Raw genomic sequence first — 26,741 nt, forward strand, 5'->3', positions numbered from 1 at the left:
TATGGGCTTTTTTAATAAAATTAAAGAAGGTTTAAAAAAGACAAGAGATGCGGTTATCGGTCAGATTGACTCAATGCTCAAATCTTTTACAAAGATTGACGATGAACTTTTTGAAGAACTCGAAGAGTTGCTTGTAATGGGCGATGTAGGCGTACCGACTGCCGAAAAAATATGTGAAGAGCTTAAAAAGAGAGTTAAAAAAGAGGGTATTAAAAATCCTAATGAAATTCACAGACTTCTTGAAGAAACGGTTTCCGATATGTTGAGAGGCGGAGAAGAACTCGACCTTTCAACCACACCGTCTATTATCCTTGTCATAGGTGTAAACGGTGTAGGTAAAACAACCACAATCGGAAAACTTGCAAATCACCTTACAAAACAGGGCAAAAAAGTTATCCTTGCCGCAGGCGATACATTCAGAGCCGCAGCTATCGAGCAGCTTGAAATTTGGGCAGACAGAAGTCACTGTGAAATAATAAAGCAGAACGAGGGCAGCGACCCTGCCGCTGTAATTTATGACGCAATTTCAGCCGCTAAGGCAAGACACGCAGATGTTATTATCTGCGATACGGCGGGCAGACTTCACAATAAAAAACCCCTTATGGACGAGCTTGCAAAAATCAACAGAATTATAGACAGAGAACTGCCGGACGCATCGAAAGAAAAGTTACTTGTACTTGATGCAACCACAGGACAGAATGCCGTTAATCAGGCTGAACAGTTCAGCCTTGCAACAGGCATTACGGGTATTGTTCTTACAAAACTTGACGGTACAGCCAAGGGCGGCGTTGTACTTGCAATCAAAGAGGGACTCGGTATTCCTGTTAAATACATCGGCGTAGGTGAGCAGATAGACGATTTACAGCCGTTTGATGCAGAGGACTTTGCAAGGGCTCTCTTTGCGCAGAATTAAGAGGTGCGGTATGAAATTTATCATTGCAACCAATAACGCAAAAAAATTAAAAGAACTTGAAAGAATTTTAAAGCCCCTCGGTATAGATGCGGTTTCCGCAAAAGAGGCAGGTGTAAACCTCGGCGAAGTTGAGGAAACAGGTACAACCTTTGCCGAAAACGCTTTTATAAAAGCAAATGCCGCTTTCAAATCAACGGGTATGCCTGCCATAGCCGATGATTCAGGGTTATCGGTTGACGCACTTGACGGCAGACCGGGTGTGTATTCCGCAAGATACTGCGGAGAAAATGCCACTGACGAAGAAAAGTACACTAAATTGTTAGAAGAAATGCAGGGTGTACCAGACGAAAAGAGAACAGCACATTTTACATCAGCAATCTGCTGTATTTTATCCGACAAAGAAAAAATTGAAGTTGACGGCATATGTAACGGTACAATTTCTCATACTCCGAACGGCAACGGCGGTTTTGGATATGACCCGATTTTTGACTGCAACGGAAAAAGCTTTGCCGAACTTACAGCCGAAGAAAAAGACAAAATCAGCCACAGAGGAATTGCTTTACGCAAGTTACAGGCTGAACTGAAAAACAGATTTGACAAATAATTTATATAAATTTCAGGAAGGAGCAGTTAAATGCTCACAAGTAAACAGCGTGCATACCTTCGTGGTCTTGCAAATCCTATTGAAACTATCCTTATGATCGGTAAGGGTGAAATCACAGATAACATTGTAAAGCAGGCAGACGACGCACTCAAGGCAAGAGAGCTTATAAAGGGCAAAGTGCTTGAGAACAGCGGTTATTCTTCAAGAGAAGCTGCCGAACTTATCGCCGAAAAATGCGGTGCGGAAGTTGTACAGGTTATCGGTTCAAAATTTGTTCTCTATAAAAAGAATGAGGACGAGCCTAAAATTGTTCTCCCTAAGAACAGAAGAAAATGAGCAGAATAGGAATACTCGGCGGTACTTTTAACCCAATACACAACGGTCACATTCAAATGGCGAAGTACAGCCACGATGCCGCAAAACTCGATAAGGTTATTCTTATGCCTACTTTTGTGCCGCCGCATAAAGAAAGCGCAAACCTTGTTTCGTGCGAGCACAGATTTAATATGTGCCGCCTTGCAAGTGCCGAACTTCCGTATGCGGAAGTATCCGATTTTGAAATAAAATTAGAGGGCAAAAGTTACACTTACCGTACATTGCAGCTTTTAAAAAGTCAAAACGAAAACGATGATTTTTATTTTATCGTCGGCGCAGATATGTTTTTATCTATGCAAAATTGGAAAAATCCTGAAATAATTTTCAGGCTTGCTACCGTAATCGCCATTCCGAGAGATGATGACAGCGTATCCGAACTTAAAGAACATTACGATAAGGTTCTCAAAAAAATGGGTGCAAAGGCGATTATACTTAATCACTCGGTTTTAACGGTTTCGTCAACCTATGTGCGTGACAACATCGACAACGGTGCGGCATTGGAAAATCTGATTGACAGCAGGGTTTTTAATTATATTAAGGAAAATAATTTATACAGGGTGTGATTTTATGAATTCAGACGAATATAAGAAACTTATAAAATCAAGAATGAGCGATTACCGCTATACGCACAGCGTAAATGTTTCTAAAGAGGCTGTAAGACTTGCCAAAAAATACGGTGCGGATACCGAAAAAGCAGCCGTTGCAGGCATACTGCACGACATTACCAAAGAAACACCTAAAGAAGAACAGTTGCAAATTATGACAGATGGTGGTATAATTTTAGATAATGTGCAGGAAAAATCGACAAAGCTGTGGCATGGTATAAGCGGAAGTGTGTATATTCGTGATATTCTTAAAATTACAGACGAAGATATTTTAAACGCAGTAAGATACCACACCACAGGCAGAGCAGGTATGTCTTTGCTTGAAAAGATAATTTTTATAGCGGATTTTACTTCTGCCGAAAGAGATTATAACGGCATAAAAACAATGCGCAAAAAGGCAGGCAAATCTCTTGAAAACGCAATGCTGTACGGATTGCAGTTCACTTTAAAAGACTTGTCTAAAAGGGCAATGATAATTCACCCCGACGCCCTTGCCTGTTACAACGAAATTGTAATAAATAATTCAACGAAAGGAACAGCCAAATGAATTCTTACGAGCAATCAATTCTGACAGCTAAGGCTATAAGCAGCAAAAAAGGTCTTAACATCAAGTTAATCGAAATTGGCGATATTTCTTCGCTTGCAGACTATATGGTAATTGCGACAGGTACAAGCTCAACCCATGTAAAAGCTATTGCGGACGAGGTTGAGTATCAGCTTGACGAGGCAGGCATTTCTGTAAGTCATATCGAGGGCTACCGTTCAAATTCATGGATATTGCTTGACTATGTCGATGTTATCGTTCATATTTTTTCAGACGAGGCAAGAGAGTTTTACGACCTTGAAAGACTCTGGCAGGACGGTAAGGAAATTGACATTTCCGATATTGTTGACTAATAAATCTTGAGGAGGACTCAATTTTGAAATATAATCATAAGCCCATTGAGGGCAAATGGCAAAAAATTTGGGAAGATAAGGGCGTTTTCCACGCAGAGGACAACTCTGAAAAAGAAAAATTCTATGCTCTTATTGAGTTTCCTTATCCGTCGGGACAGGGACTTCATGTAGGTCATCCAAGACCTTATACGGCACTTGACACCGTAGCAAGAAAGCGCAGACTTCAGGGCTACAATGTACTTTATCCGATCGGCTGGGACGCATTCGGTCTTCCTACCGAAAACTACGCAATCAAAAACCATATTCATCCCGAAATCGTTACAAAGCAAAATATTGCCCGCTTTAAAAAGCAGATTCAATCACTCGGTATCTCTTTTGACTGGAGCCGTGAGATTAACACAACCGACCCTGACTACTACAAGTGGACACAGTGGATTTTCATTCAGCTTTTCAAAAAAGGTCTTGCTTACAAAAAGGAAATGAATGTAAACTGGTGTACTTCGTGTAAGTGCGTTCTTGCAAACGAAGAGGTTGTAAACGGCGTTTGCGAGCGCTGCGGCAGTGAGGTTGTTCATAAGGTAAAGTCACAGTGGATGCTTAAGATTACAGCTTACGCAGACAGACTTATCAATGACCTTGACCTTGTAAATTATCCTGAAAGAGTTAAAGCACAGCAGAAAAACTGGATTGGCAGAAGTACGGGCGCAGAGGTTGATTTCAAGACAACCACAGGCGACACACTTACAATTTACACCACAAGAGCAGATACTCTTTACGGTGCAACATATATGGTAATTTCTCCGGAACACCCTCTCATTGAAAAGTGGGCAGACAAGCTATCTAATATTGACGCTATCCGTGAATATCAGGCAGCTGCGGCAAGAAAGTCCGACTTTGAAAGAACAGAGGTTGCCAAGGACAAAACAGGTGTTCTTGTTGAGGGCGTTAAAGCTATTAACCCTGTGAACAACAAGGAAATTCCTATCTTTATTTCCGACTATGTACTTGTATCTTACGGTACGGGCGCTATTATGGCTGTTCCTGCTCACGATACCCGTGACTGGGAATTTGCAAAGAAATTCGACCTTCCTATCATTGAGGTTGTTAAGGGCGGCAATGTGCAGGAAGAGGCTTATACAGACTGTGCAACAGGTATTATGGTTAATTCGGGTATGCTTGACGGTCTTACTGTTGACGAAGCTAAGAAAAAGATTATCTCTTGGCTTGAGTCGGAGGGTAAAGGTCACTCAAAGGTAAACTACAAACTCCGTGACTGGGTATTCTCCCGTCAGCGTTATTGGGGCGAGCCTATTCCGATTGTTCACTGCGACAAGTGCGGATATGTTCCGATTGACGAAAGTGAACTCCCGCTCAGACTTCCGATGGTAGAGTCTTATGAGCCTACAGACAACGGCGAATCACCTCTTGCTAAGATGACAGACTGGCTTGAAACAACTTGCCCGTGTTGCGGCGGCAAGGCAATGCGTGAAACCGATACAATGCCACAGTGGGCAGGTTCGTCATGGTATTTCTTAAGATATATGGACCCGCACAATGACAAAGCACTTGCGTCAAAAGAGGCTATCAAGTATTGGTCACCTGTTGACTGGTACAACGGCGGTATGGAGCACACTACACTCCACTTGCTTTACAGCCGTTTCTGGCATAAATTCCTCTACGACATCGGCGTTGTAAATACTCCGGAGCCATACGCAAAGAGAACATCACACGGTATGATTCTCGGCGAAAACGGCGAGAAGATGAGTAAGTCAAGAGGCAATGTAGTAAATCCTGACGAAATCGTAGACGAATACGGTGCAGATACACTCCGTCTTTACGAAATGTTTATCGGCGACTTTGAAAAGGCCGCTCCTTGGAGCCAGTCAAGCATCAGAGGCTGCCGCAGATTTATTGAGCGTTACTACAACCTCCAGACAATTCTTAACAATGCAGACGGCATCCGTCCGGAACTTGAATCATCATTCCACAAGGCTATCAAAAAAGTCGGCGATGACATTGAGAACATTAAGTTCAACACCGCAATCGCAACACTTATGGCACTTATCAATGATATTACTGCTACAGGAGCAATCACTAAGGAGGAACTTAGAATCTTCACAATTCTCCTTAACCCGTTTGCACCGCATGTTACAGAAGAAGTATTTGAAATGTGCAAACTCGGCGACGGTATAGTAGCAGAGCAGAAATGGCCTGAGTACGATGAGGCTAAGTGCAAAGACGAAACAATAGAAATCGTTGTACAGGTAAACGGTAAAATTAAGACAAAGCTTAACATTCCTGTTGAGTCAGAAAAGAACGCAGTTCTTGATATGGCAAAGGCAGACGCAAATGTGGCTAAAGCTATAGAGAATATGAATATCATCAAAGAAATTTATGTTCCTAATAAGCTTGTGAACCTTGTAGTTAAGCCATAATTTTTATTTTATTTATAAATTTACTTAATTTTCCCTAAATTTCTACATTTCTATTGACAATAAGAATTGTTTATTGTATAATATCAAATGCAACATATGCAAATTACCCATGCCAAATGGCAGATGGGAGGGAAGATAGATGGCAGAAATCAGACTTAAGGATAACGAATCTCTTGAGAGTGCTTTAAGAAGATTCAAAAAGCAGTGTGCAAGAGCTGGCGTTATTGCTGAGGTGCGCAAGAGAGAAGCTTATGAAAAGCCTTCTGTAAAGCGTAAAAAAAAGTCCGAAGCAGCTCGTAAGAGAAAATTCAGGTAATCAAAATAAGCGGACAGTTTTTACTGTCCGCTTTTTGTCATTTTATCAGGAAATTTGGTGAATAAAAATGAAAAAAATTCTTGTTATTTTAGGACCTAACCTTAATATGGTAGGAGTAAGAGAAAAAGGCATTTACGGAGAGGAAACCGCTCAAAGCATTTCCGAGCAGATTAAGGCATTTGCAAATGAGCAGGGCTTTTCTGTTGAGATTTATCAGTCAAATCACGAGGGCGACCTTATTGATAAAATCCATGCCGCAAGAGAAAACTTTGACGGTGCGGTAATAAATGCGGGCGCTCTTACACATTATAGCTATGCATTAAGAGATGCTATTGCTTGTGTAAAGATTCCGTTTGTTGAGGTGCATATGTCAAATATCCACGCAAGGGAAGAATTCAGACACACATCTGTAATTGCACCTGTATGCGCAGGTCAGATTGCAGGCTTTGGCAAAAACAGCTACTTCCTTGCAATTACAGCTTTAAAGGACTTGATGAAGTAATGAACAGCTTGAGAACAGAAAAGTTAAGAGCTTTTATAAAATCACCCGACACCGCAGTTTTAATAAAAAATGAAATCAATGTCGGATATTTCAGCGGCTTTCATCACAGCGAGGGTGTATTTTTACTGACAAGCGACAAAGCATATTTGCTTGTGGATTTCAGATACTTTGAGGCGGCACAGAAATTCGCAGTCGGCTGTGAAGTAATCTGCTTTAAAAAGCTGATTGCTGATATAAGCGAAATTCTTAAAAAAGAATGTGTCACAAAAATTGTTGCAGAGGCAGATACATTTACCGTTGCGGAAAATGATTTGTACAAAGAGCATTTTGCCGAAAAGGGAATTGAATTTTACTGTGACAGTGCGCTTGATAAGGCTGTTTCAAACATCAGAATTATTAAAGATAAATCGGAGTTTGACAAAATTTTAAAGGCTCAACAGATTGCCGAAAAGGCATATAATGAAATTTTAAATTACATCAAACCCGGTGTCAGCGAGCGAAAAATCGCAGTTGAATTTGAATATCTGATGAAGCAGTACGGTGCGGAAAGAGTTTCTTTTGATTTAATAACAATCACAGGCAGTAAAACTTCGTTGCCACACGGCGTACCGAGTGACGATGTTGTTAAATCGGGAGATTTGTTTACTATGGATTTCGGGGCTGTTTATGACGGCTATCACTCCGACACGACAAGAACCGTTGCGGTTAATTTTGCTACAGATGAGCAAAGAGAGATTTACAATATTGTATTAAAGGCTCAACTTGCCGTGTTAGATGAAGTAAAGGCAGGCAAAACTTGCTCTGAAATTGATAAAATTGCAAGAGATATTATAACAGAGGCAGGCTACGGAGAGTGTTTCGGTCATTCAACGGGTCACGGCGTAGGACTTGAAATTCACGAACTGCCAAATGTTTCTCCGAGGGGAGAAATAATCCTTGAAGAGGGTATGGTAATTACCGACGAACCCGGAATTTACCTGCCAAAGAAGTTCGGCGTAAGAATTGAAGATATGCTTTATGTCACTGAAAAAGGATATAATAACTTTGTATCTTTGCCAAAAGAACTAATAATTCTTTAAAATGCTTGCAATTTGTTTATTTTTTATGTATAATAGCATATGACACATAATGGCAAGGATTATTTTGCTGTAATTATGTATATTTTAGGAGGTATTACTTATGATATCAGCAGGTGATTTCAGAAACGGCGTTACATTTGAAATGGATGGTCAGGTTGTATCAATCATCGAATTCCAGCATGTAAAGCCAGGTAAGGGTGCCGCTTTCGTAAGAACAAAGATCAGAAATGTTATTACAGGTGCGGTTGTTGAAAAGACTTTTAACCCTAACGATAAATATCCTACTGCATTTATTGACAGAAAGGATATGGAGTACAGCTATTCAGACGGTGATCTTTATTACTTTATGGATACAGAAACATGGGAGCAGATCCCGATTAACAAGAGCGTTCTCGGCGACAACTTCAAGTTTGTTAAAGAGAATATGGTTTGTAAGGTTCTTTCTTACAAGGGCAGCGTATTCGGTGTAGAGCCGCCTAACTTTGTAGAGCTTAAGGTTACAAAAACCGATCCCGGCTTTAAGGGTGATACAGCTACCAACGCTACAAAGCCTGCTACTCTTGAAACAGGTGCTGAGATTAAGGTTCCTCTCTTTATTGACGAGGGCGAAATAATCCAGATCGACACAAGAACCGGTGAGTATATGGGCAGAGCTTAATCGCTTTGCGGAGGAATTATTATGAATTTAACAGAAAAAATTGCTTATATCCGTGGACTTTGCGAGGGTTTGAATCTTGACGAGTCAAAGCCTGAAATCAAGGTTATGAATGCAATTATCGATCTTCTTGACGATATGTCATATTCTGTAACAGATATGGAAGACCTCTATGATGAGCTTTCGGCTCAGGTTGATGAGATTGACCAGGATCTTGCAGAGGCTGAAACTGAGCTTTACGGCGAAGATGATGACTTTGACTATGATGACGATGAAGATGACGAAGAAAACGAAGACGATGTTTTTTATGAAGTGACTTGCGATTCATGCGGTCAAAAGCTTAATGTATCCGAGGATGTTCTCCTTGAGGGCGAAATTGAGTGCCCTAACTGCGGTGAGCTTCTTGAGTTTGACTTCTCTGACATCTTTGACGGCGAAGAGTGTGACCCGGCTGACTGCGAGGGTTGCGGCAGCAATTGTAATTCTTCGGAAGAATAATATTAACATAATTTACACCTCTCGTATAGAATATCGAGGGGTGTTTTTTTGCTTTTTTACAAGAGAAAGAAGATAAAATTTAAAAGGCTTAAATGTGTTCTTTTGTCGATAGTTTTAGTGCTCGTTTTAATTATAGTTTTCTGTGAACAACAGCTTGCGGAATTTAAATGCGAATACATCAGAATACAGGCAGAAATTATCTCCGTAAACTCTGTTTGCGAGGCTGTAAACAGCAGTATAAGAAGTTTTAATTATAACTATGACGATTTAGCAAAAATACAATATTCCAAAGACGGCAAAGTGCAGGCAATAACAACCGATTCGTTTAAAATCAATGAGCTTAAGGCGGATATAATGCTAAGCGTACAGCAGGAAATTGCAAAAATATACGATGTGGAAATCGACATACCGCTCGGTTCTTTCACTGATATTACCGTGCTTTCAAACTACGGACCGATGGTAAATGTATCGTTTAACCTTACTGGCAGTTTTTCCTCTGAAATCGTAAGCACCTTTGAATCGGCGGGAATTAATCAGACAATTCACCATATCCGTCTTATTCTTACATCAAAAATTATGACAACATCTCTTGACTACTCGGGAAATATGACATTTTCCACCGATTTTGAAATAGCACAAAACATAATCGTCGGCACCACTCCCGAATACAACGGCAATTGGTACAAATCTGTATAATACTTGTATAAATATTAAAAACTTAAGAAAAATATTGAAAATTGCCGTAATTTGTGATACAATATTTTAGTTAATAAAATGGATTAGGAGTGCATTGTTTTGCCTGAAAACACAATACTTGGTAATGTTACCTCTGATGTTATTTCAGACCAACAGTTTGAATATATGAGATTGATTTCTCAGATTATGCAGGATAGAAAGCGTGGCGATAAGCCTGTGGCTTATATACGCACCTACGGCTGTCAGCAGAATGTTGCTGACAGTGAGAGAATTAAAGGTATGCTTGAAATAGCGGGCTTTGAATTTTCCGAAACCGTGGACGACGCCGATTTTATTCTTTTTAATACCTGCGCAATCAGAGAACACGCCGAGGACAGAGTTTTTGGAAATGTCGGTGCGTTAAAGTCTTTAAAGAGAAAACATCCGCAGATTGTCATTGCTTTGTGCGGCTGTATGATGGAGCAGGAGCATATCGCAAACAAGATGTATAAGAGCTTTCCGTTTGTAAGTCTTGTTTTCGGTACTCATTCTCTGCACCGTTTTCCACAGCTTTTGTATCATACACTTGCAGACGGCAAGCGTGTATATGAGCGTGACAATGATGACAAAAAGGTTTACGAGGGAATACCTGTCAAGCGTGACGGCACTTTCAAGGGCTGGCTTTCAATTATGTACGGCTGCAACAATTTCTGCACATACTGCATTGTGCCATATGTAAGAGGCAGAGAACGCAGTCGTGAAAAGTCGCTTATCCTTGATGAAGCAAGGCAGATGATTTCAGCAGGCTACAAAGATATTACTTTGCTTGGTCAGAATGTAAACTCTTACGGCAAAACTCTTGCCGATAAGCCTACTTTCGCTCAGCTTTTGCACGAAATTGATTCTATTGACGGCGACTATTGGCTTAGATTTATGACATCGCATCCAAAGGATTGTTCAAAAGAACTTATTGATACAATTGCTAACGGCACACATATCAGTAAACATCTGCATTTGCCTTTCCAGAGCGGTTCGGACAGAATTTTAAAAGCGATGAACAGGCATTATGACAGAAAAAAATACCTTGATATTGTAAATTATGCCAAAGAAAAAATTGACGGAGTATCGCTCACAAGCGATATTATAGTAGGTTTCCCGGGTGAAACCTATGAGGATTTCAAAGAAACACTTTCACTTATTCGTGAAGTGGAATTTACATCTTTGTTCACTTTCATTTATTCACCGAGAGTGGGCACACCTGCCGCTAAGATGGATGACCCGATTTCAGCAGAGGAAAAATCAAAATGGTTCAGAGAACTGCTTGATGTTCAGGAAGAAATCGCAGCAAAAAGATGTGCGTCTATGGTTAATAACACCGAAAAGGTACTTATTGAATCGGAAACAGGCAAAAACGGTGAATTAAACGGCAGAACAAGTGGCAATATAATAGTGGAGCTTAAAGGCGATAAGAGCCTTATAGGCACATTTCAGAATGTTAAGATTACACAGGCGAGAAATTGGATACTCAAGGGTGAACTTGTGTAAGGAAAGGATAAAATTATGGATATTATTGAAAAGGCAAGAGAGCTTGGCAAACTTATTCAGCAGGAAGAGTCGTATATTGCTCTCCAAAAAGCACAGGCAGACGCTGACGCAGATATGGATCTTCAGAACCTTATCGGCGATTTTAATATGAAGAGAATGTCTATCAACAACGAGGCATCTAAAAAAGATAAAGACAGCGACAAGCTCGCACTCCTTAACAGCCAGATGAGAGAGGATTACTCTAAGATTATGTCAAACAAGAATATGATTGCTTACAACGAGGCAAAAGACGCTTTTGATATGGTTGCAAACAGAGTTCTTGCCATTGTTCAGCAGTCGGCAGAGGGCGCAGACCCTGAAACAGCCGATTACTCGACATCATCATGCTCCGGAAGCTGCAGCACTTGCGGCGGTTGCGGCTGATAGATTTTCCTTGAAAGGGTGTGAAAACATTGGCAGAGTTATCTCCTATGATGAAACAGTATTTTAAAATTAAAGAGCAGAATAAAGACAGTATTCTTTTCTTCCGTCTGGGAGATTTCTACGAGATGTTTTACGATGACGCCAAAATTGCGTCAAAGGAGCTTGAGCTTACACTCACAGGCAGAGATTGCGGTCAGGCTGAACGGGCACCGATGTGCGGTGTACCTTTTCATAGCTGTGAGGGATATATTGCAAGACTTGTCGCCAAAGGCTACAAGGTTGCAATCTGCGAACAGACCGAAGACCCTGCCACGGCAAAAGGACTTGTAAAGCGTGATATTATAAGAGTTATCACACCCGGTACGGTAATGGAGTCGAGTATGCTTGACGAGGGCAGAAACAACTACATTTGCTGTATGTTTTCTGACAGCAAAAAAATCGGCCTCTGCTTTTGCGATATTTCAACAGGCGAGCTTTACGCAACCGAAATATCGGGCAGTGATTCGGTAAATTCTCTTACAAGTCAGCTTGCAAGTTATAATCCGAGAGAAATTTTAATAGGCGGAGATATTGTTAAAATCAAGTCTTTGCCTGCATTTATAAAATCGAAACTTTCAGCCGGAGTTGAAATGCTCCGGGATGAGAGTTTTGACAATAAACTTTGCACCGATACGGTAAATATGCAGTTTGGGGAAGAAATGCAGTGTATTGCCGATTCGCAGGTGCTTATAAACGCTATCGGCGCACTTATAAATTATTTGAAAGAAACCCAGAAAAACGGACTTGAACGCATAAATAAAATTGAGCTTTACAGCGACAAGCAGTTTATGAACCTTGATTACAACACACAGCGTAATCTTGAGCTTACCGCAACAATGCTCAATAAAGAAAAACGAGGTTCGCTTTTGTGGGTGCTTGACAAAACCAAAACCGCAATGGGAAAGCGACTTATCCGTTCGTGGCTTGAGCATCCTCTGCTCAATGTATCGGCTATTAACAATCGACAGGCGGCGGTTGAAGAACTTGTAAACAACAATATGCTAAGGCTTGATATTATGGACGCATTGAGCGGTATTTTTGATATTGAGCGACTTATGACAAGAATTGTTTACGGCTCGGCAAACGGCAGGGAGCTCCGTTCACTTGCGGCGGCTCTGCAAAAACTGCCGCAGCTTTCAAATTTAATTGCCGACTGCAATGCAAAATATCTTAAAAAAGTTTATAAGGAAATAGACCTGCTTGAAGATATTTATAATCTGATAGATTCCGCCATAGTCGAAGAACCGCCATTCTCTGTGCGTGAGGGCGGAATGATTAAAAAAGGATACAACCCTGACCTTGATATTTTGCTTACCGATATGAACGATTCTAAAGGCATACTTGCAAGAATTGAAGCGGAGCAAAGGGAAAAGACAGGTATTCCGAAATTAAGGGTCGGCTACAATAAAGTGTTCGGTTACTATATTGAGGTAACCAATTCATACAAAGACCTTGTACCCGAAACCTACATAAGAAAGCAGACTTTAACAAACTGCGAACGCTATATCACACAGGATTTAAAGGATATTGAGGGCAGAATTTTAGGCGCAAAAGACCGTTCGGTAGCAATGGAATACACTCTGTTCGACAATGTAAGAAAAACGGTTGCCAACAACCTTGAGAGAATACAGAAAACCGCAAAGGCAATTGCCGTGCTTGATGTTCTTGTTTCTCTTGCAAATGTTGCGGCAGACAACAGATATGTTCGCCCCGAGGTGAACCTCTCGACTGTTATAAGACTTAAAGACAGCCGACACCCCGTGGTTGAGGCACTGCTTAATGACACTCCGTTTGTTCCGAATGATGTTTACCTTGACAGCGCAGGCGAGAGAGTGGCAATAATTACAGGCCCGAATATGGCAGGTAAATCCACCTATATGCGACAGGTTGCACTCATTGTTCTTATGGCGCAAATGGGCAGTTTTGTGCCTGCGTCAAGCGCAACAATCGGTGTGGTTGACAGTATTTTTACAAGAGTAGGCGCTTCCGATGACCTTGCTTCGGGTCAATCGACTTTTATGGTTGAGATGAGCGAAGTAGCCAACATTGTTAAATCAGCAACTTCAAAGAGTTTGTTAATTCTTGATGAAATTGGCAGAGGCACATCAACCTTTGACGGTATGAGCATTGCAAGAGCAGTGCTCGAATACTGTGCCGACCGCAAAAAACTCGGTGCAAAAACATTGTTCGCCACTCACTATCACGAACTTACGGTAATGCAGGATTTGCTTGACGGTGTAAAAAACTACAGCATTGCCGTTAAAAAGCGTGGTGACGATATTACATTTTTACGCAGAATTATACCGGGCGGCGCAGATGACAGCTTCGGTATTGAAGTTGCAAAACTTGCGGGTCTTCCAAACTCAATTATTAATCGTGCGAAAGAGATTTTAAAAGAGCTTGAGTCAGGCTCAAATGCGCCGACGGTAATTAAAGAGAAAAGTGAAGATATGCAGATGTCGCTTATATCAAATGATAATGCCGTTGTAGAGCGACTTTCGGAAGTTGATTTAAATACCTTAACTCCTATAGAAGCTATTAATCTGCTTTACGAACTCAAAGGTATGATATAATGGTATAAAGACATAAGGGCAGGTGAAAAAATGGGTGTAATTAATGTACTTGACAAACATATAGCGGAACTTATTGCGGCAGGCGAAGTAGTTGAAAGACCGTCGTCCGTTATAAAAGAACTTGTAGAAAATTCCATTGACGCAGGTGCGAAGAACATAACCGTAGAAATCAAAAACGGCGGTACAACCTTTATGCGGGTTGCCGACGACGGATGCGGAATTTACAGAGATGACATTAAAAAAGCGTTTCTGCGCCATGCAACAAGTAAGGTGAAAACAGCAAATGACCTTGATATGATTTCTACCCTCGGTTTCAGAGGAGAGGCGCTTGCATCTATCAGCGCAGTTTCGAGGTTACAGGTTATTACCAAGAACGAGAATGAAGAAATCGGCAGCTGCTATGAGATAGAGGGCGGAGATGAAATCTCGCTTGAGGAAGCGGGTTGCCCGACAGGCACAACCTTTGTAATCAGAGATTTGTTCTACAACATTCCCGCACGCTCAAAGTTCCTTAAAAAAGATGTTGCAGAGGGCAATGCGGTTTCTGCTCTTATGGATAAAATCGTACTCTCGCACCCCGAAGTTGCCTTTACTTTTATCAGGGACGGCAAGCAGGTTTTGCGCACTTTCGGCGACGGCAAACTTTTGTCCGCAATCTATTCCGTATTCGGCAAAGACTTTGCAAAGGGACTTATTCCCGTCGATTACACACTCGATTCCGTTACCGTAAAGGGTTATATTTCAAAGCCGATTAATTCAAGACCGAACCGAAATATGCAGAACTTCTTTATAAACGGAAGATTTGTAAAAACACGAACAGGTATGGCGGCACTTGAAGAGGCTTACAAAGGTTCGATAATGGTCGGTAAATTTCCGTCCGCTGTATTACAGCTTACCGTACCGTATGAAATTATAGATGTCAATGTTCATCCTGCAAAAATCGAAGTCCGTTTTATAAACGAAAGACCTGTTTTTGATGCAATTTACCATGCGGTAAAAACAGCCTTACAGCAAGGCGATGAAAGAAAACAGATTCATTTTAAAGAAAACACCGCTTTTAATGAAATTAAAAAGGTAAATCCGTTTAACAATGCGCAGGCAGTTTTTGCAAAAGCCGAAAATACACCTGCGGAAAAGCCCATAAAACCGATTGAACGGATTGAGCCTGTATTAAAAAATTCCGAACCTAAACCGTACAATCCGTTTGACGAACTTGATTTAAAAGACGAAAAAACAAAGCCTGTATCTATTGACAACTTAAAAATGTCCGATTCGTCAAACCCGTTTGATATTTATTCAAAGCAGGCGATTAAAAAAAATTCAGAACTTGAAAATAAGAAAGCTGAATTTTCCAAGCAAAAACTTGAAAAAGCCGAGCAGTTAATTTTAAAAGCAACACAACAGGAAGAAAGTTTACCGAAACAAGAAATCACTGTTGACGATTTAACTGCCGAAAGCACGGAAACTCCTATAGAAACAGAAGTTTCAAAAGAAGAAGTTAAGCCTTTAAAAGAAATTTCTGAAAATAAAACAGATAATAACGATGCACTTACCGAACTGCCAAAGGAGCAGACAAAACTCAGATTTTTGGGTGAGGCATTTAATACATATATAATCGTTGAAAAGAACGATAACGAAGTTTTAATAATCGACAAACATGCGGCGCACGAAAGAATAATTTACGAAAAGTTGAAAGCGGATTCGGGTTCAGCAAATGTTCAATATCTGCTCACACCGATTACAGTTACGCTTGATAAAATCGACTATGATGCGGCTGTAAGCAATCTTGATATGTTTGCAAAGTGTTCGTTTGATGTAGAGGACTTCGGCAACGGCACACTGCTTGTGCGTTCTGCTCCGCAGTACCTTGCCGCAACCGAAATTGCCGACTGCATAACAGAAATGAGCGGATACATTGCAAGCGGAAAGAAAGATATTTACACCGAAAAAATGGATTGGTTCTATCACAATGTTTCGTGCCGTTCTGCAATCAAGGCAGGCAATAAGAGCACCGTACAGGAGCTGATGGATATTGCTTGGACTTTAGAAAAAAATCCGCAGATAAAGTATTGCCCACACGGCAGACCGATCTGCATAGTTATGACAAAGTACGAAATTGAAAAACAATTTGGCAGGTTGTGATTTTTTGAATTATCCTATCAAACTTATTTCTGTTGTAGGCCCTACGGCATCAGGCAAAACGGCGCTTGCGGTTGAGCTTGCAAAGAAATATAACGGAGAGATTATTTCCGCCGATTCAATGCAGATATACAAAGGAATGAACATAGCTACCGCTAAGCCCGATGAACAGGAAAAGCAGGGCATACCGCATTGGTTAACAGACTTTCTTCCAAGCGACAAGACTTATTCCGTTGCCGATTTTGTAAGTGACGCAGCTTCTTGTATAGAAGATATTGTGTCACGGGGAAAAATGCCTATTATAGCAGGCGGAACGGGACTTTATGTTGACTCGCTTTTAAACGGTATTTCTTTTGAAAAGCAGGAAAGAAACGAAGAGATTTCTAATGAGCTTTTAGCTCTTTACGAGAAAAACGGAGTTGATTATCTGCTTGATATGCTTGCTGAATTTGACAGCGAATCAGCAGAAAATCTCAAAGAACAGCGCAATGTAAAACGAATTATAAGAGCAATTGAGTTCTATAAAACCTCCGGCATAACAATCAGCGAGCACAACAGAAATTCAAAACTGAAAGGCTCACCGTACAATCCGATAAAAATCGGTCTTAAATTTGAGGACAGGCAAAAACTTTACGACAGAATCAATCTAAGAGTTGACATAATGCTTGAAAAAGGTCTTGTCGACGAAGCAAAGCAGGTGCTCTCAAATGATTTAAGCTCCACTTCAAAAATGGCGATAGGATACAAAGAGCTTATTCCGTATTTTTCGGGTGAACGCTCGCTTGACGAATGTACGGAAATTTTAAAAAGAGAAACAAGACGATACGCCAAGCGTCAACTTACTTGGTTTAATCGTGATAAAGATATAAATTGGATATTGGTTGATAAATTCAACGGATTTGAAGATATTTTAAAATATGCCGAAACAATAATTGACAAAGGACTGTGATATATGGACAAGCTGTTGTTCAGAAGAATTTTGGTTGCAGGTCTTACCGCACTTGCAATTATTTATGTTGTTTACCTCTTACTGAGTGCTAATTTCAATGTAGTTCCTACCGAAAACGCAGAGCAGGTAACGGTAACAGACAAAATTTATTCAAACGGTTACATTATTCGTGATGAAACCTACGTCAAAAACACTTCGGGCGGAGTTGTTTCTTACAATGTAGACGACGGCGACGAGGTTAAAAAGGGCGGCAGTGTAGCAAGCGTTTTTTCTTCGGAAGAAGACGCAGTTGCCCGCACAAAAGCCGCATCTCTCGAAGACAGTATGAAGGCGCTTACAAAACTTGAGCAGACAAGGCGCTCAAATACAGAGGGAATTGAAACCGTAAACAATGACATCACAACAAATATTGAAACATTTTTGTATAACATAAATAATGCAAACATCGGCAAACTTGATTCAAATATCAATTCAATAATCAATTCTGTAAATCACTACCAGTCATTTACAGGAAAGACCTCAAGTTTTAAACCCGAAATTGCATCTTTGCAGTCACAAATAAATGAACTCAAAAAATCATCGGGTGACAGCATTGCGGACATTAAAGCTCCGAAAGCGGGTTATTTTGTTGCTAACTGCGACGGCTATGAAAACTGCTTTGATTATTCTAAAATTGGTAATCTCACACTTGACAATCTTAAAAATATGAAAAAATCAAGTGTGCCTGATAATACAATCGGCAAGGTTATCAGCAGTCTTAACTGGTACATTGCCTGCGAAATTACCGCTGACGAGGCAACAGACCTTACATTGTGGGGCGACGATGTTACGGTGGATTTTTCCGACGCATCATCAAATACGGTACCTGCCTCGATTTATAAAATTGTTCAGTACAATAACTCAGATAAAGCACTTGTGATTTTACAGTGTACATATATGGACACTACACTTTCCGAAATACGTCAGGAGCCTGTGGAAATCGGTATGGGAAGTTACTCAGGACTTCGTGTCAGCAAGAAAGCAATTCACGATGACTATGTAGAAAAGACCACATACGACGATAAAGGCAATGAACATAAGGAAAGCAAAAAGGTTCAGGGTGTTTATGTTCTTTACGGCAGTGAAGTGCAATTTAAAGAAATTTCTATCGTTTACGCAGGTAACGATTACGTTTTATGCGATTCGTCACCTACAGACGGTACATTGTTCAGCGGCGAAACAATTTCGCTGTATGATCAGATTATAACGGAAGGGGACGATTTGTATGACGGAAAGGTCATTAAGTGATGTAGAATACAACTACAAACTTATTAACGAAAGAATTGCTGCGGCAGCTGAAAAATCGGGCAGAAAAAGAGAAGACATTACTTTTCTTGCGGCAACAAAAACAGTTGACGCCGATGTAATCAATTACGCAATCTCTTTGGGACTTGACCACATCGGTGAAAACAAGGTTCAGGAATTGCTTTCAAAATACGAAAAGTATGACCTTGCACACGCATCTTTGCAGTTTATAGGTCATTTACAGACAAACAAGGTGCGTCAGATTGTTGACAAAGTAGATTTAATACAGTCGGTTGATTCTTTAAAGCTTGCGTCGGAAATTTCCAAACAGTCTTTAAAAATCGGCAAAAAAACAGACGTTCTTGTTGAAGTAAATATAGGCAGAGAAGAAAATAAATCGGGTGTTGTTCCCGAACAGCTTGATGAATTGTTGTGTCAGATAGCTGATTTGGAGGGAATTTCGGTCAAAGGACTTATGTCTATACCGCCAATTTGTGATAATACACATAAAATTTCAAAATATTTTGATAATATGCGTAATATCTTTATTGACATATCGTCAAAAAAATTAGATAATATAAGTATGACTATACTGTCAATGGGTATGTCTGCTGATTATTATGAGGCAATACTCGAAGGTGCGACTATGGTAAGAGTAGGTTCGTCACTTTTCGGTGCCAGAGATTACAGTAAATAATTCAAGGAGGAAATAATATAATGGCAGGTTTTGTGGATAAATTCAAGCGTATGTGGGATGCTCCGGATGACGAGTATCAGCAGGAGTATGACGAGTACGGTTATGCCGACGAAAACGAGGAAGAAGAGGTTGAGGAACAGCAGCCTGTAAGAGAGAGAGCAGCAGCTCCTACTTCAAAAAATAAAGTTGTTAATATTAACGCTAAGGCTAAGATTCAGGTCGGTATTTATAAGCCTGAAAGATTTGGCGAGGAAACACGCACAATCGCTGACGACCTTATCAAATCACACACAGTTGTGCTTAACCTTGAGGACACCAACAAGGATATGGCAAGAAGAATTCTTGACTTCTTAAGCGGTGTTGCTTATGCAAACGACGGTAAGATTAAGAAGGTTGCTTCAAATACATACATTATCATTCCTAATAATGTAGACCTTACCGGCGACGATTTACTTGACGAATTAGAAAACAGCGGTGTTTACTTCTGATAACGATGAGCTTTTCTGCTCCAAAATCGAGGATATGACTTCGCTTTGCTTTACCCGTCAAAAACCTGTTTTCTCACAGTTTTTAACCGAGAGTCAGCAGGCACTTGCACAAAAGGTATTGCAGAGTATATACTTTGAAAATTATGTTTTCTTCGGCGGCAGTGAGAGCAGTGAAAGAAAGGTGCTCGGGGTGTTTTACGATGAACCCGAGCGGTCAGCCTTTCCTGTTTCTGCCATAGAATTCAAATACCGACCTTGCGATAAACTTACACACAGAGATTTTCTCGGCACGCTTATGTCACTCGGCATTGAGCGTGACACGGTAGGAGATATTCTGGTAGATAACGGAAGAACCGTTGTATTTGTAAAAAGTGAGCTTAAAGATTACATCGAATCGCAGATTTTTAAAGTAGGCGGAGCAGGAGTAAAAATTGTCCAACCAGATCTTAATTCTCTTCCGCAAGGAAGAGGCACAGAGGAAATGAGTCTTACGGTTTCATCTCTCCGATACGACAACATTGTCGCCGCAGTGAGCGGACTTTCGAGGGATAAAACGGCAAAACTGATTTTATCGGGAGAAACAACTCTTAACTTTGCGGTAACACAAAATGTAAGCTGTACGGTTAAAGAGGGAGATACCTTTACAATACGGGGTAAAGGGAAATTTAAGTTAGATAAAATTTTGGGTGTAACCAAAAAAGGGCGCCATAAAATTTCAGTAATACATTTCAGATAGGAGTGCTTTAAATGATTACTATTGATGAAATTAAGAATGTTAGTTTCAGAAAAGCCGGCCGCCAGGGCTATATGGCAGAAGATGTTGATGCATTTATTGATGAAGTCATTGTAGCTTTTGAACAGTTAAAGAAAGAGAAAACTAACCTTGTACATAAAATTGATGTTCTCGCAACAAGAGTAGAACAGTATCGTGCAGATGAAGAAACAGTCAGAAACGCTCTTCTCGCATCACAGAAAGTATCTGACGCTTGCATCAGAGAGGCTAAAGAAAAGGCTTCTAAGATTGTAAGAGAGGCTGAAACAAAGGCACAGCAGCTTTTGGTTGATACAAACAGAATGACTGCAACAGAGAAGGAAAACTACCTTCTTCTTCAGTCAGACGCTGTAAAACTTAAGGGTGAGCTTATTGATCTTTACAAAAAGCACATTCAGATGATTAACGACCTTCCTACAGCTGCCGAATTAGAGGCAGCTAAGCAGGAACTCAACGAAAAGTATCCGACAGCACCTGTTATAGAGGAAAAGCCGCAGGAAACAGTACAGCCTGCCAAGCCGGCTGCAGTTGAAGTAAAAAAGGCTGATGCCGAAACCGCTGCCGTTTCTGACAAAACTGTAGACGAAATTCTTTCTTCGACAAACGCTGCTGCAAACGAAAAAAATACAGAAAAAAAAGCACCAAAGTTCGGTCACTTAAAGTTTGGCGACAACTATGATGTTTCTGCCGAATAATTTTATAATCGGAAATTAATCGGAAATCGAAATTTAAATTATGGAGAGTGTAACCAATGTCTCAGGATTATAATTCTACACTTAATCTTCCAAAAACCGACTTTCCTATGAGAGCTGGTCTTCCTAAGAGCGAGCCTGTAACTCTTAAGGCATGGGAAGATAATAAGGTATATGAAAAGCTTATGGAGGTAAACGAGGGCAAACCGTTATTTGTACTCCACGACGGTCCTCCATATGCAAACGGCGATATTCACCTCGGCCACGCATTAAACAAAATCTTAAAGGACTTTATCGTTCGCTATAAAAATATGGCAGGCTTTAAAGCTCCTTATGTTCCGGGTTGGGATACTCACGGTCTTCCGACAGAGCTTAAAGCAAGAAAAAAAGCAGGTATCGGTAACTCTGCGGAAATTTCTATCGTTGAGCTTCGTAAAATGTGCGAAGAATTTGTTACAGGATACATTAACGATCAGCGTACACAGTTCAAAAGACTCGGTGTAATCGGTGAGTGGGACAACCCTTATATCACACTTAAGCACGAATTTGAAGCAGAGCAGATCAGAGTGTTTGCAAAAATGGCTACAAAGGGTTATATTTACAAGGGATTAAAGCCTGTTTATTGGTGCCCTGAATGTAAAACAGCTCTTGCCGAGGCTGAAATTGAGTATGCGGAAGATCCGTGCCATTCAATTTATGTAAAATTTACAGTAACAGATGACAAGGGTGTGTTCTCAAATCTCGGTCTTGACCCGTCAAAAGTTAAGTTCGTAATTTGGACAACAACAACTTGGACATTGCCTGCAAATGTAGCTATCTGCGTTGGCCCGAGATATGAGTATTCAATCATCAAAACAGGTGACGAATACCTCGTTATGGCTACAGAGCTTTATAAATCAGCTTTTGAGGCTGCCGAAATTACAGATTACGAAGTAGTTGCCACAGTTAAGGGCAGCGACCTTGAGTATATCAAAACAGCACACCCATTCCTTGACAGAGAGTCACTTGTTATTGTCGGTGATCATGTAACACTTGAAAGCGGTACAGGCTGCGTTCACACAGCTCCCGGTCACGGTGTTGACGACTTTAATGTTTGCCAGAATTATCCTGAAATTCCTACTATCTGCCCTGTTGACTCAAACGGCGTACTTACCGAAGAGGCAGGTCAGTTTGCGGGGCTTACAACTGATGAGGCAAACAAAAAGATTGCCGTTTATCTTGATGAAAACGGTTACCTCTTTGCATTAAAGAAGATTATTCACCAGTATCCGCACTGTTGGAGATGTAAAACTCCTATCCTTTTCAGAGCTACCGACCAGTGGTTCTGTTCTGTTGAGGACTTCAAAGATAAGGCTTGCGAGGCAATCGACAGCGTTAAGTGGATTCCTGCTTGGGGCCATGACAGAATTACAAATATGGTTAAGGAAAGAAAAGACTGGTGTATTTCCCGTCAGAGAAAATGGGGCGTACCTATTCCGATCTTCTTCTGTAAAGAATGTGGCGAGGCTCACATTGACAATGACGCAATGATGGCTGTTGCAGATTTGTTTGAAAAAGAGGGTTCAAACGCATGGTACAGCCATACAGCTGCAGAAATTTTACCTGAGGGCACAAAGTGTAAAAAGTGCGGCTGCACAGAGTTTGAAAAAGAAAAGGATATTATGGATGTTTGGTTTGACAGCGGTTCTTCACACGCAGCCGTTGTAAGCAAGCGTGATAACCTCCGGTTCCCTGCTGACCTTTACCTTGAGGGTAACGACCAGTACAGAGGTTGGTTCCAATCATCACTCCTTACATCTGTTGCAACTGAGGGTGTTGCTCCTTATAAAGCTGTTCTTACTCACGGTATGATTCTTGACGAAGAGAAGAGAAAGATGAGTAAGTCACTCGGCAACGGTATCAGTCCACAGGATGTTACCGAAAAATACGGTGCTGATGTATTAAGACTTTGGGTTTCATCAACCGACTATCAGTCAGATGTTCATATTTCTAACGAAATTTTAAAGCAGATTTCAGAGTCATACAGAAAAATCAGAAACACTGCCCGTTATATTCTCGGTAATGTTTATGACTTTAACCCTGATACAGATTCTGTTCCTGTAAATGAGCTTATGCCTATGGATAAGTGGGCAATCGTAAAACTTAACGAGCTTATTGCAAAGGTTAAGCAGGCTTATGATAACTACGAATTCCACCAGGTATATCATTCAATCAGAAACTTCTGCGTAATTGATATGTCTAACTTCTACCTTGATGTACTCAAGGACAGATTATATACAGAAAAAAGCGACAGCAAGTCAAGAAAGGCTGCACAGACTGCAATCTATATCATTCTTAACGCTATGACAAGAATGATCAGCCCGATTCTTGCATATACATCTGATGAAATTTGGAAATATATGCCTCATTCATCAAATGAGAATGCCGAAAATGTTATTTTCAATGAGATGCCAAATCAGGTTGAAATCGAAACCGATGCCGACTTTATGTCATTCTGGGACGAAATTCATCAGCTTCGTGACGATGTAAAGAAGTCACTTGAAGTTCTTATTAAAGATAAAACTATCAAGAGCTCACTTGAGGCTAAGGTTACTCTTAAGGCAAGCGGCGAAAAGCTTGAATTCCTTAAGAAAGCAGAACCCGAACTTGCGGCTGCATTCATCGTATCTGCCGTAGAAATCGCAGAAAATGACGGCGAGCTTGAGATTGCCGTTGATAAAGCAATAGGCGAAAAGTGCGAGCGTTGTTGGATTATCAGCGAAACTGTAGGTACAGACAGCGAACATCCGCATCTTTGCAAGCGTTGCTGCAACATTTTAAAATAATCAATTAAATTTAATACTAAATCGGTGTAACAGTATTGCTGCACCGATTTAGCTTTATGGGGGAATTTTATGCCTTATATAGCCGTTGCGGTCGGAATAGTTTTGGCAATAGCAGACCAAATTATAAAGTTCTTTGTCAGCACAAATCTCAAAGAAATAGGAAGTGTGTCTGTTATTGACAATCTGCTTTCTTTTACCTATGTGGAAAACAACGGTGTGGCTTTCGGCAGTTTTGCAGGCAACAGATGGATTTTTGTAGTGCTTACAACTGCACTTATTGCCGCAATCTTAATTTATATGTTTAAAAAGAAACCAAAGAGCAAACTTTTTTATGCCTCTGTTGCGCTTGTTATCGGCGGCGGAATAGGCAATCTTATAGACAGAATTTTTTACGGCTATGTTATTGACTACATCAGTCTTTCATTCTTTCCGCCCGTATGCAATTTTGCTGATTACTGCATAACGGTCGGTACGGTCTTGCTTATGGTTTATGTACTCTTTTTTTCAGAAGTCGGTAAAAAGGAATTGAAAAATGACAAAACTTGAATTTGTTGCCGAAAACGGCAACATAAGAATAGACAAATACATCGCCGACAATGAACCGTCACTCACAAGAACTGCGGCTGCCAAACTTATTGAGCAGGGCAAAGTTTTTGTAAATGAAAATTCTGTCGGTAAAAACTATAAGCTCAAAGGCGGCGACAGAATTACTCTCGAAATTCCCGATCCCGTACCTTACGAGGCAAAACCCGAGAATATTCCTTTGGAAATTATTTACGAGGATAACGATTTGCTTGTTGTAAACAAGCCGAAAGGAATGGTCGTTCATCCTGCGGCAGGCAATTATGACGGCACACTTGTAAACGCATTACTCTATCATTGCGGAGATTCGTTATCAGGCATAAACGGTGTTATGCGTCCCGGAATTGTCCACAGAATAGATAAAGATACCAGCGGACTTCTGATAGTTGCGAAAAATGATTTTGCACATTTTTCGCTTGCCGAGCAGATTAAGGAACATTCTTTTACAAGGGAATACGAGGCAATTGTTTACGGCAATTTAAAAGACGATGAGGGCACGGTGAATGCTCCGATAGGAAGAAGTCAGTATGACCGTAAAAAAATGTGCGTTACCGAAAAAAACAGCAAACACGCTGTCACACATTACCGTGTGATTGCAAGATACAAGGGCTACACTCATATAAAATGTATTCTTGAAACGGGACGAACACATCAGATAAGAGTGCATATGGCGTACATCGGTCACCCTGTATCGGGAGATTTGGTTTACGGGGTTAAAAACGAAAAAGTTGATTTTACAGGTCAGTGCCTGCACGCAAGAAAAATCGGCTTTGTTCATCCAAGGAGCGGCAAATACCTTGAATTTACATCGCAGCTGCCCGAATATTTCAGAAATTATCTTGAAAAGCTCGATAAAATAACAAAATAATTTGCGATAAACTTAAAAAAGTCTTGCAATTTATTTTCTTTTGTGGTAATATATATAAGCATTTGAAACCGTCATACCTATGACGAGGTTCAGATGGCGGTAAAACCGTTATTTTGAAGCAGACATTCCTCTGCACTAAAAAGGTACGAATGTCAGAAAAAACAGGAGGAATTATAATGGACGCATTAAAAGCTATTGCTGCCGGTTCAGTTAAGGAAACCACACCAAAGTTTAATGTCGGTGACACAGTTAAGGTTTCTGTAAACATCCGTGAGGGCGAAAGAGAAAGAATTCAGATGTTTGAGGGCACAGTTATTGCTAAAAAGGGCAGTGGCGTTGCTGAAACATTTACTGTAAGACGCGTTGCTTACGGCGTAGGTGTTGAGAGAGTGTTCCCGCTCCATTCACCGAACGTTAAGGACGTGCAGGTAATTCGTTATGGTAAAGTTCGCAGAAGCAAGCTCTACTATCTCCGTGACAGAGTTGGTAAGGCTGCTAAGGTTAAAGAGCAGATCCGTAAGTAATTTCAAATGTAAGGAAAGGGACTTTTACAGTCCCTTTTTTACTTTACTTATTGTTAGCAGGTGGATAAATTGAGCGAAAATAAAACAAATACTAACGAAACAGAAAACAATGTTGTAGAAAACACAACAGCCGAAACACAGAATCAGAATATTGAGGTCGAGGACAGCGGAGATTACATTGCTTTCAGCAATCCCGAAAAAGACAAGCAGAAGAGCAACAAATTTGTTGCGGCAAAGGCAGACGGCGGCGCATCAAACTTTTACGATTGGGTAAAATCAATTGTATTTGCACTAGTAATAGTTATTTTCTGTCTTAACTTCTTTTTCAGGTTGGTTGATGTAAAAGGTACATCAATGGTAGAAACCCTGCAAAACGGTGATAAATTGATTGTAACCAACTTTAATTACACTCCAAAGCCGAATGACATCATAGTAATTTCTCACGGTAAGGAGTACGCCGAACCGATTGTAAAGCGTGTTATTGCTACCGCAGGTCAGACTCTCAAACTTGATTATGAAAACGACAGAATCCTTGTTGACGGTGTTGTAATTGACGAACCGTATCTTGATGTGTCAACATTCTGTAATGTTGAGGCAGATTACGAAATCCCCGAGGTTATTCCGGACGGTATGATTTTTGTAATGGGCGACAACAGAGGAGTTTCTATGGACAGCCGTGACTCAAGAATCGGTCTTATCAGCGTAGACAATGTTATAGGAAAAGCTCAATTTGTAGTTTATCCGTTTTCAGACTTTAAATATCTTTACTAAAAATTTTATTTGACCT

At 40.6% G+C, this 26,741-nt stretch carries 28 protein-coding genes; all 28 read left to right on the forward strand.

Annotated features, from left to right (window positions below; genetic code table 11):
* Position 1: 1 nt before the first annotated feature.
* The 28 genes from ftsY (at position 2) to lepB (ending at position 26,725) form a co-directional block, all read left to right on the forward strand.
* Positions 2-913 (forward strand): signal recognition particle-docking protein FtsY, encoded by a 912-nt coding sequence (gene ftsY / locus KGF34_RS02690; RefSeq protein ID WP_252559721.1) that lies wholly within the window; start codon positions 2-4, stop codon positions 911-913.
* A gap of 10 nt (positions 914-923) precedes the next feature.
* The gene (gene rdgB, locus KGF34_RS02695; protein ID WP_252559722.1) at positions 924-1,517 is read left to right on the forward strand and encodes an RdgB/HAM1 family non-canonical purine NTP pyrophosphatase; all 594 of its coding nucleotides are present in this window, start codon (positions 924-926) and stop codon (positions 1,515-1,517) included.
* 30 nt (positions 1,518-1,547) lie between these two features.
* Positions 1,548-1,853 carry a ribosome assembly RNA-binding protein YhbY gene (gene yhbY, locus KGF34_RS02700; RefSeq protein ID WP_022234902.1) on the forward strand — a complete coding sequence of 102 codons (306 nt, stop codon included), beginning with the start codon at positions 1,548-1,550 and terminating at the stop codon, positions 1,851-1,853.
* The gene (gene nadD, locus KGF34_RS02705; RefSeq protein ID WP_249376813.1) at positions 1,850-2,455 is read left to right on the forward strand and encodes a nicotinate (nicotinamide) nucleotide adenylyltransferase; all 606 of its coding nucleotides are present in this window, start codon (positions 1,850-1,852) and stop codon (positions 2,453-2,455) included. Before yhbY ends, nadD begins: the two co-directional genes overlap by 4 nt.
* Before the next feature lie 4 nt (positions 2,456-2,459).
* A complete protein-coding gene (gene yqeK, locus KGF34_RS02710) occupies positions 2,460-3,044 on the forward strand; it encodes a bis(5'-nucleosyl)-tetraphosphatase (symmetrical) YqeK (protein ID WP_186934803.1) in 585 nt (194 codons plus the stop codon).
* On the forward strand, positions 3,041-3,394 hold the full coding sequence (rsfS, locus tag KGF34_RS02715; RefSeq protein ID WP_022234905.1) for a ribosome silencing factor: 354 nt from the start codon (positions 3,041-3,043) through the stop codon (positions 3,392-3,394). Before yqeK ends, rsfS begins: the two co-directional genes overlap by 4 nt.
* Before the next feature lie 23 nt (positions 3,395-3,417).
* Positions 3,418-5,829 (forward strand): leucine--tRNA ligase, encoded by a 2,412-nt coding sequence (gene leuS, locus KGF34_RS02720; RefSeq protein ID WP_249376814.1) that lies wholly within the window; start codon positions 3,418-3,420, stop codon positions 5,827-5,829.
* Between the two features lie 139 nt (positions 5,830-5,968).
* Positions 5,969-6,145 (forward strand): 30S ribosomal protein S21, encoded by a 177-nt coding sequence (gene rpsU / locus KGF34_RS02725; RefSeq protein ID WP_022234907.1) that lies wholly within the window; start codon positions 5,969-5,971, stop codon positions 6,143-6,145.
* Between the two features lie 67 nt (positions 6,146-6,212).
* Complete coding sequence (aroQ, locus tag KGF34_RS02730) at positions 6,213-6,647, forward strand: type II 3-dehydroquinate dehydratase (protein ID WP_252559723.1); 435 nt, start codon at positions 6,213-6,215, stop codon at positions 6,645-6,647.
* Entirely contained in the window at positions 6,647-7,726 is a 1,080-nt protein-coding gene (locus KGF34_RS02735) for an aminopeptidase P family protein (protein WP_252559724.1), read from the forward strand. Before aroQ ends, KGF34_RS02735 begins: the two co-directional genes overlap by 1 nt.
* 100 nt (positions 7,727-7,826) lie before the next feature.
* The gene (gene efp, locus KGF34_RS02740; protein WP_252559725.1) at positions 7,827-8,384 is read left to right on the forward strand and encodes an elongation factor P; all 558 of its coding nucleotides are present in this window, start codon (positions 7,827-7,829) and stop codon (positions 8,382-8,384) included.
* A 21-nt stretch (positions 8,385-8,405) separates the two neighbouring features.
* Positions 8,406-8,879, forward strand: a complete 474-nt coding sequence (locus KGF34_RS02745) for a CD1247 N-terminal domain-containing protein (RefSeq protein WP_252559726.1) — start codon at positions 8,406-8,408, stop codon at positions 8,877-8,879.
* Positions 8,880-8,927: 48 nt separating this feature from the next.
* Positions 8,928-9,575, forward strand: coding sequence for a sporulation protein YunB (gene yunB, locus KGF34_RS02750; protein ID WP_252559727.1), 648 nt, complete (start codon positions 8,928-8,930; stop codon positions 9,573-9,575).
* A 99-nt stretch (positions 9,576-9,674) separates the two neighbouring features.
* A complete protein-coding gene (miaB, locus tag KGF34_RS02755) occupies positions 9,675-11,099 on the forward strand; it encodes a tRNA (N6-isopentenyl adenosine(37)-C2)-methylthiotransferase MiaB (RefSeq protein WP_022234913.1) in 1,425 nt (474 codons plus the stop codon).
* A gap of 15 nt (positions 11,100-11,114) precedes the next feature.
* Entirely contained in the window at positions 11,115-11,522 is a 408-nt protein-coding gene (locus tag KGF34_RS02760) for a YlbF family regulator (protein ID WP_022234914.1), read from the forward strand.
* A gap of 47 nt (positions 11,523-11,569) precedes the next feature.
* Positions 11,570-14,134 (forward strand): DNA mismatch repair protein MutS, encoded by a 2,565-nt coding sequence (gene mutS / locus KGF34_RS02765; protein ID WP_252559728.1) that lies wholly within the window; start codon positions 11,570-11,572, stop codon positions 14,132-14,134.
* A gap of 30 nt (positions 14,135-14,164) precedes the next feature.
* Positions 14,165-16,276 carry a DNA mismatch repair endonuclease MutL gene (gene mutL / locus KGF34_RS02770; RefSeq protein WP_252559729.1) on the forward strand — a complete coding sequence of 704 codons (2,112 nt, stop codon included), beginning with the start codon at positions 14,165-14,167 and terminating at the stop codon, positions 16,274-16,276.
* 4 nt (positions 16,277-16,280) lie between these two features.
* Positions 16,281-17,222, forward strand: coding sequence for a tRNA (adenosine(37)-N6)-dimethylallyltransferase MiaA (miaA, locus tag KGF34_RS02775; protein WP_252559730.1), 942 nt, complete (start codon positions 16,281-16,283; stop codon positions 17,220-17,222).
* A gap of 3 nt (positions 17,223-17,225) precedes the next feature.
* Complete coding sequence (locus tag KGF34_RS02780; RefSeq protein ID WP_249376824.1) at positions 17,226-18,509, forward strand: HlyD family efflux transporter periplasmic adaptor subunit; 1,284 nt, start codon at positions 17,226-17,228, stop codon at positions 18,507-18,509.
* Entirely contained in the window at positions 18,487-19,203 is a 717-nt protein-coding gene (locus KGF34_RS02785) for a YggS family pyridoxal phosphate-dependent enzyme (RefSeq protein ID WP_252559731.1), read from the forward strand. The genes KGF34_RS02780 and KGF34_RS02785 overlap by 23 nt, the downstream gene beginning before the upstream one ends.
* A gap of 20 nt (positions 19,204-19,223) precedes the next feature.
* Positions 19,224-19,691 (forward strand): cell division protein SepF, encoded by a 468-nt coding sequence (locus KGF34_RS02790; protein ID WP_022234920.1) that lies wholly within the window; start codon positions 19,224-19,226, stop codon positions 19,689-19,691.
* Positions 19,678-20,427, forward strand: a complete 750-nt coding sequence (locus tag KGF34_RS02795; protein WP_252559732.1) for a YlmH/Sll1252 family protein — start codon at positions 19,678-19,680, stop codon at positions 20,425-20,427. The genes KGF34_RS02790 and KGF34_RS02795 overlap by 14 nt, the downstream gene beginning before the upstream one ends.
* An 11-nt stretch (positions 20,428-20,438) precedes the next feature.
* Positions 20,439-21,158, forward strand: a complete 720-nt coding sequence (locus tag KGF34_RS02800; RefSeq protein ID WP_252559733.1) for a DivIVA domain-containing protein — start codon at positions 20,439-20,441, stop codon at positions 21,156-21,158.
* Between the two features lie 56 nt (positions 21,159-21,214).
* Positions 21,215-23,980, forward strand: coding sequence for an isoleucine--tRNA ligase (gene ileS / locus KGF34_RS02805; protein WP_252559734.1), 2,766 nt, complete (start codon positions 21,215-21,217; stop codon positions 23,978-23,980).
* Between the two features lie 69 nt (positions 23,981-24,049).
* The gene (lspA, locus tag KGF34_RS02810) at positions 24,050-24,526 is read left to right on the forward strand and encodes a signal peptidase II (RefSeq protein WP_249376829.1); all 477 of its coding nucleotides are present in this window, start codon (positions 24,050-24,052) and stop codon (positions 24,524-24,526) included.
* Positions 24,513-25,430: an RluA family pseudouridine synthase gene (locus KGF34_RS02815; protein WP_252559735.1), complete on the forward strand. Its 918-nt coding sequence runs from the start codon at positions 24,513-24,515 to the stop codon at positions 25,428-25,430. Before lspA ends, KGF34_RS02815 begins: the two co-directional genes overlap by 14 nt.
* 176 nt (positions 25,431-25,606) lie before the next feature.
* Positions 25,607-25,954, forward strand: coding sequence for a 50S ribosomal protein L19 (gene rplS / locus KGF34_RS02820; protein WP_022234926.1), 348 nt, complete (start codon positions 25,607-25,609; stop codon positions 25,952-25,954).
* Positions 25,955-26,023: 69 nt separating this feature from the next.
* Entirely contained in the window at positions 26,024-26,725 is a 702-nt protein-coding gene (lepB, locus tag KGF34_RS02825; RefSeq protein WP_195410238.1) for a signal peptidase I, read from the forward strand.
* The last annotated feature ends 16 nt before the right edge of the window (positions 26,726-26,741 follow it).

The sequence above is a fragment of the Ruminococcus sp. FMBCY1 genome (assembly GCF_023921805.1).
In the GTDB taxonomy this organism is placed as follows: Bacteria; Bacillota; Clostridia; order Oscillospirales; family Acutalibacteraceae; genus Ruminococcoides; species Ruminococcoides intestinale_A.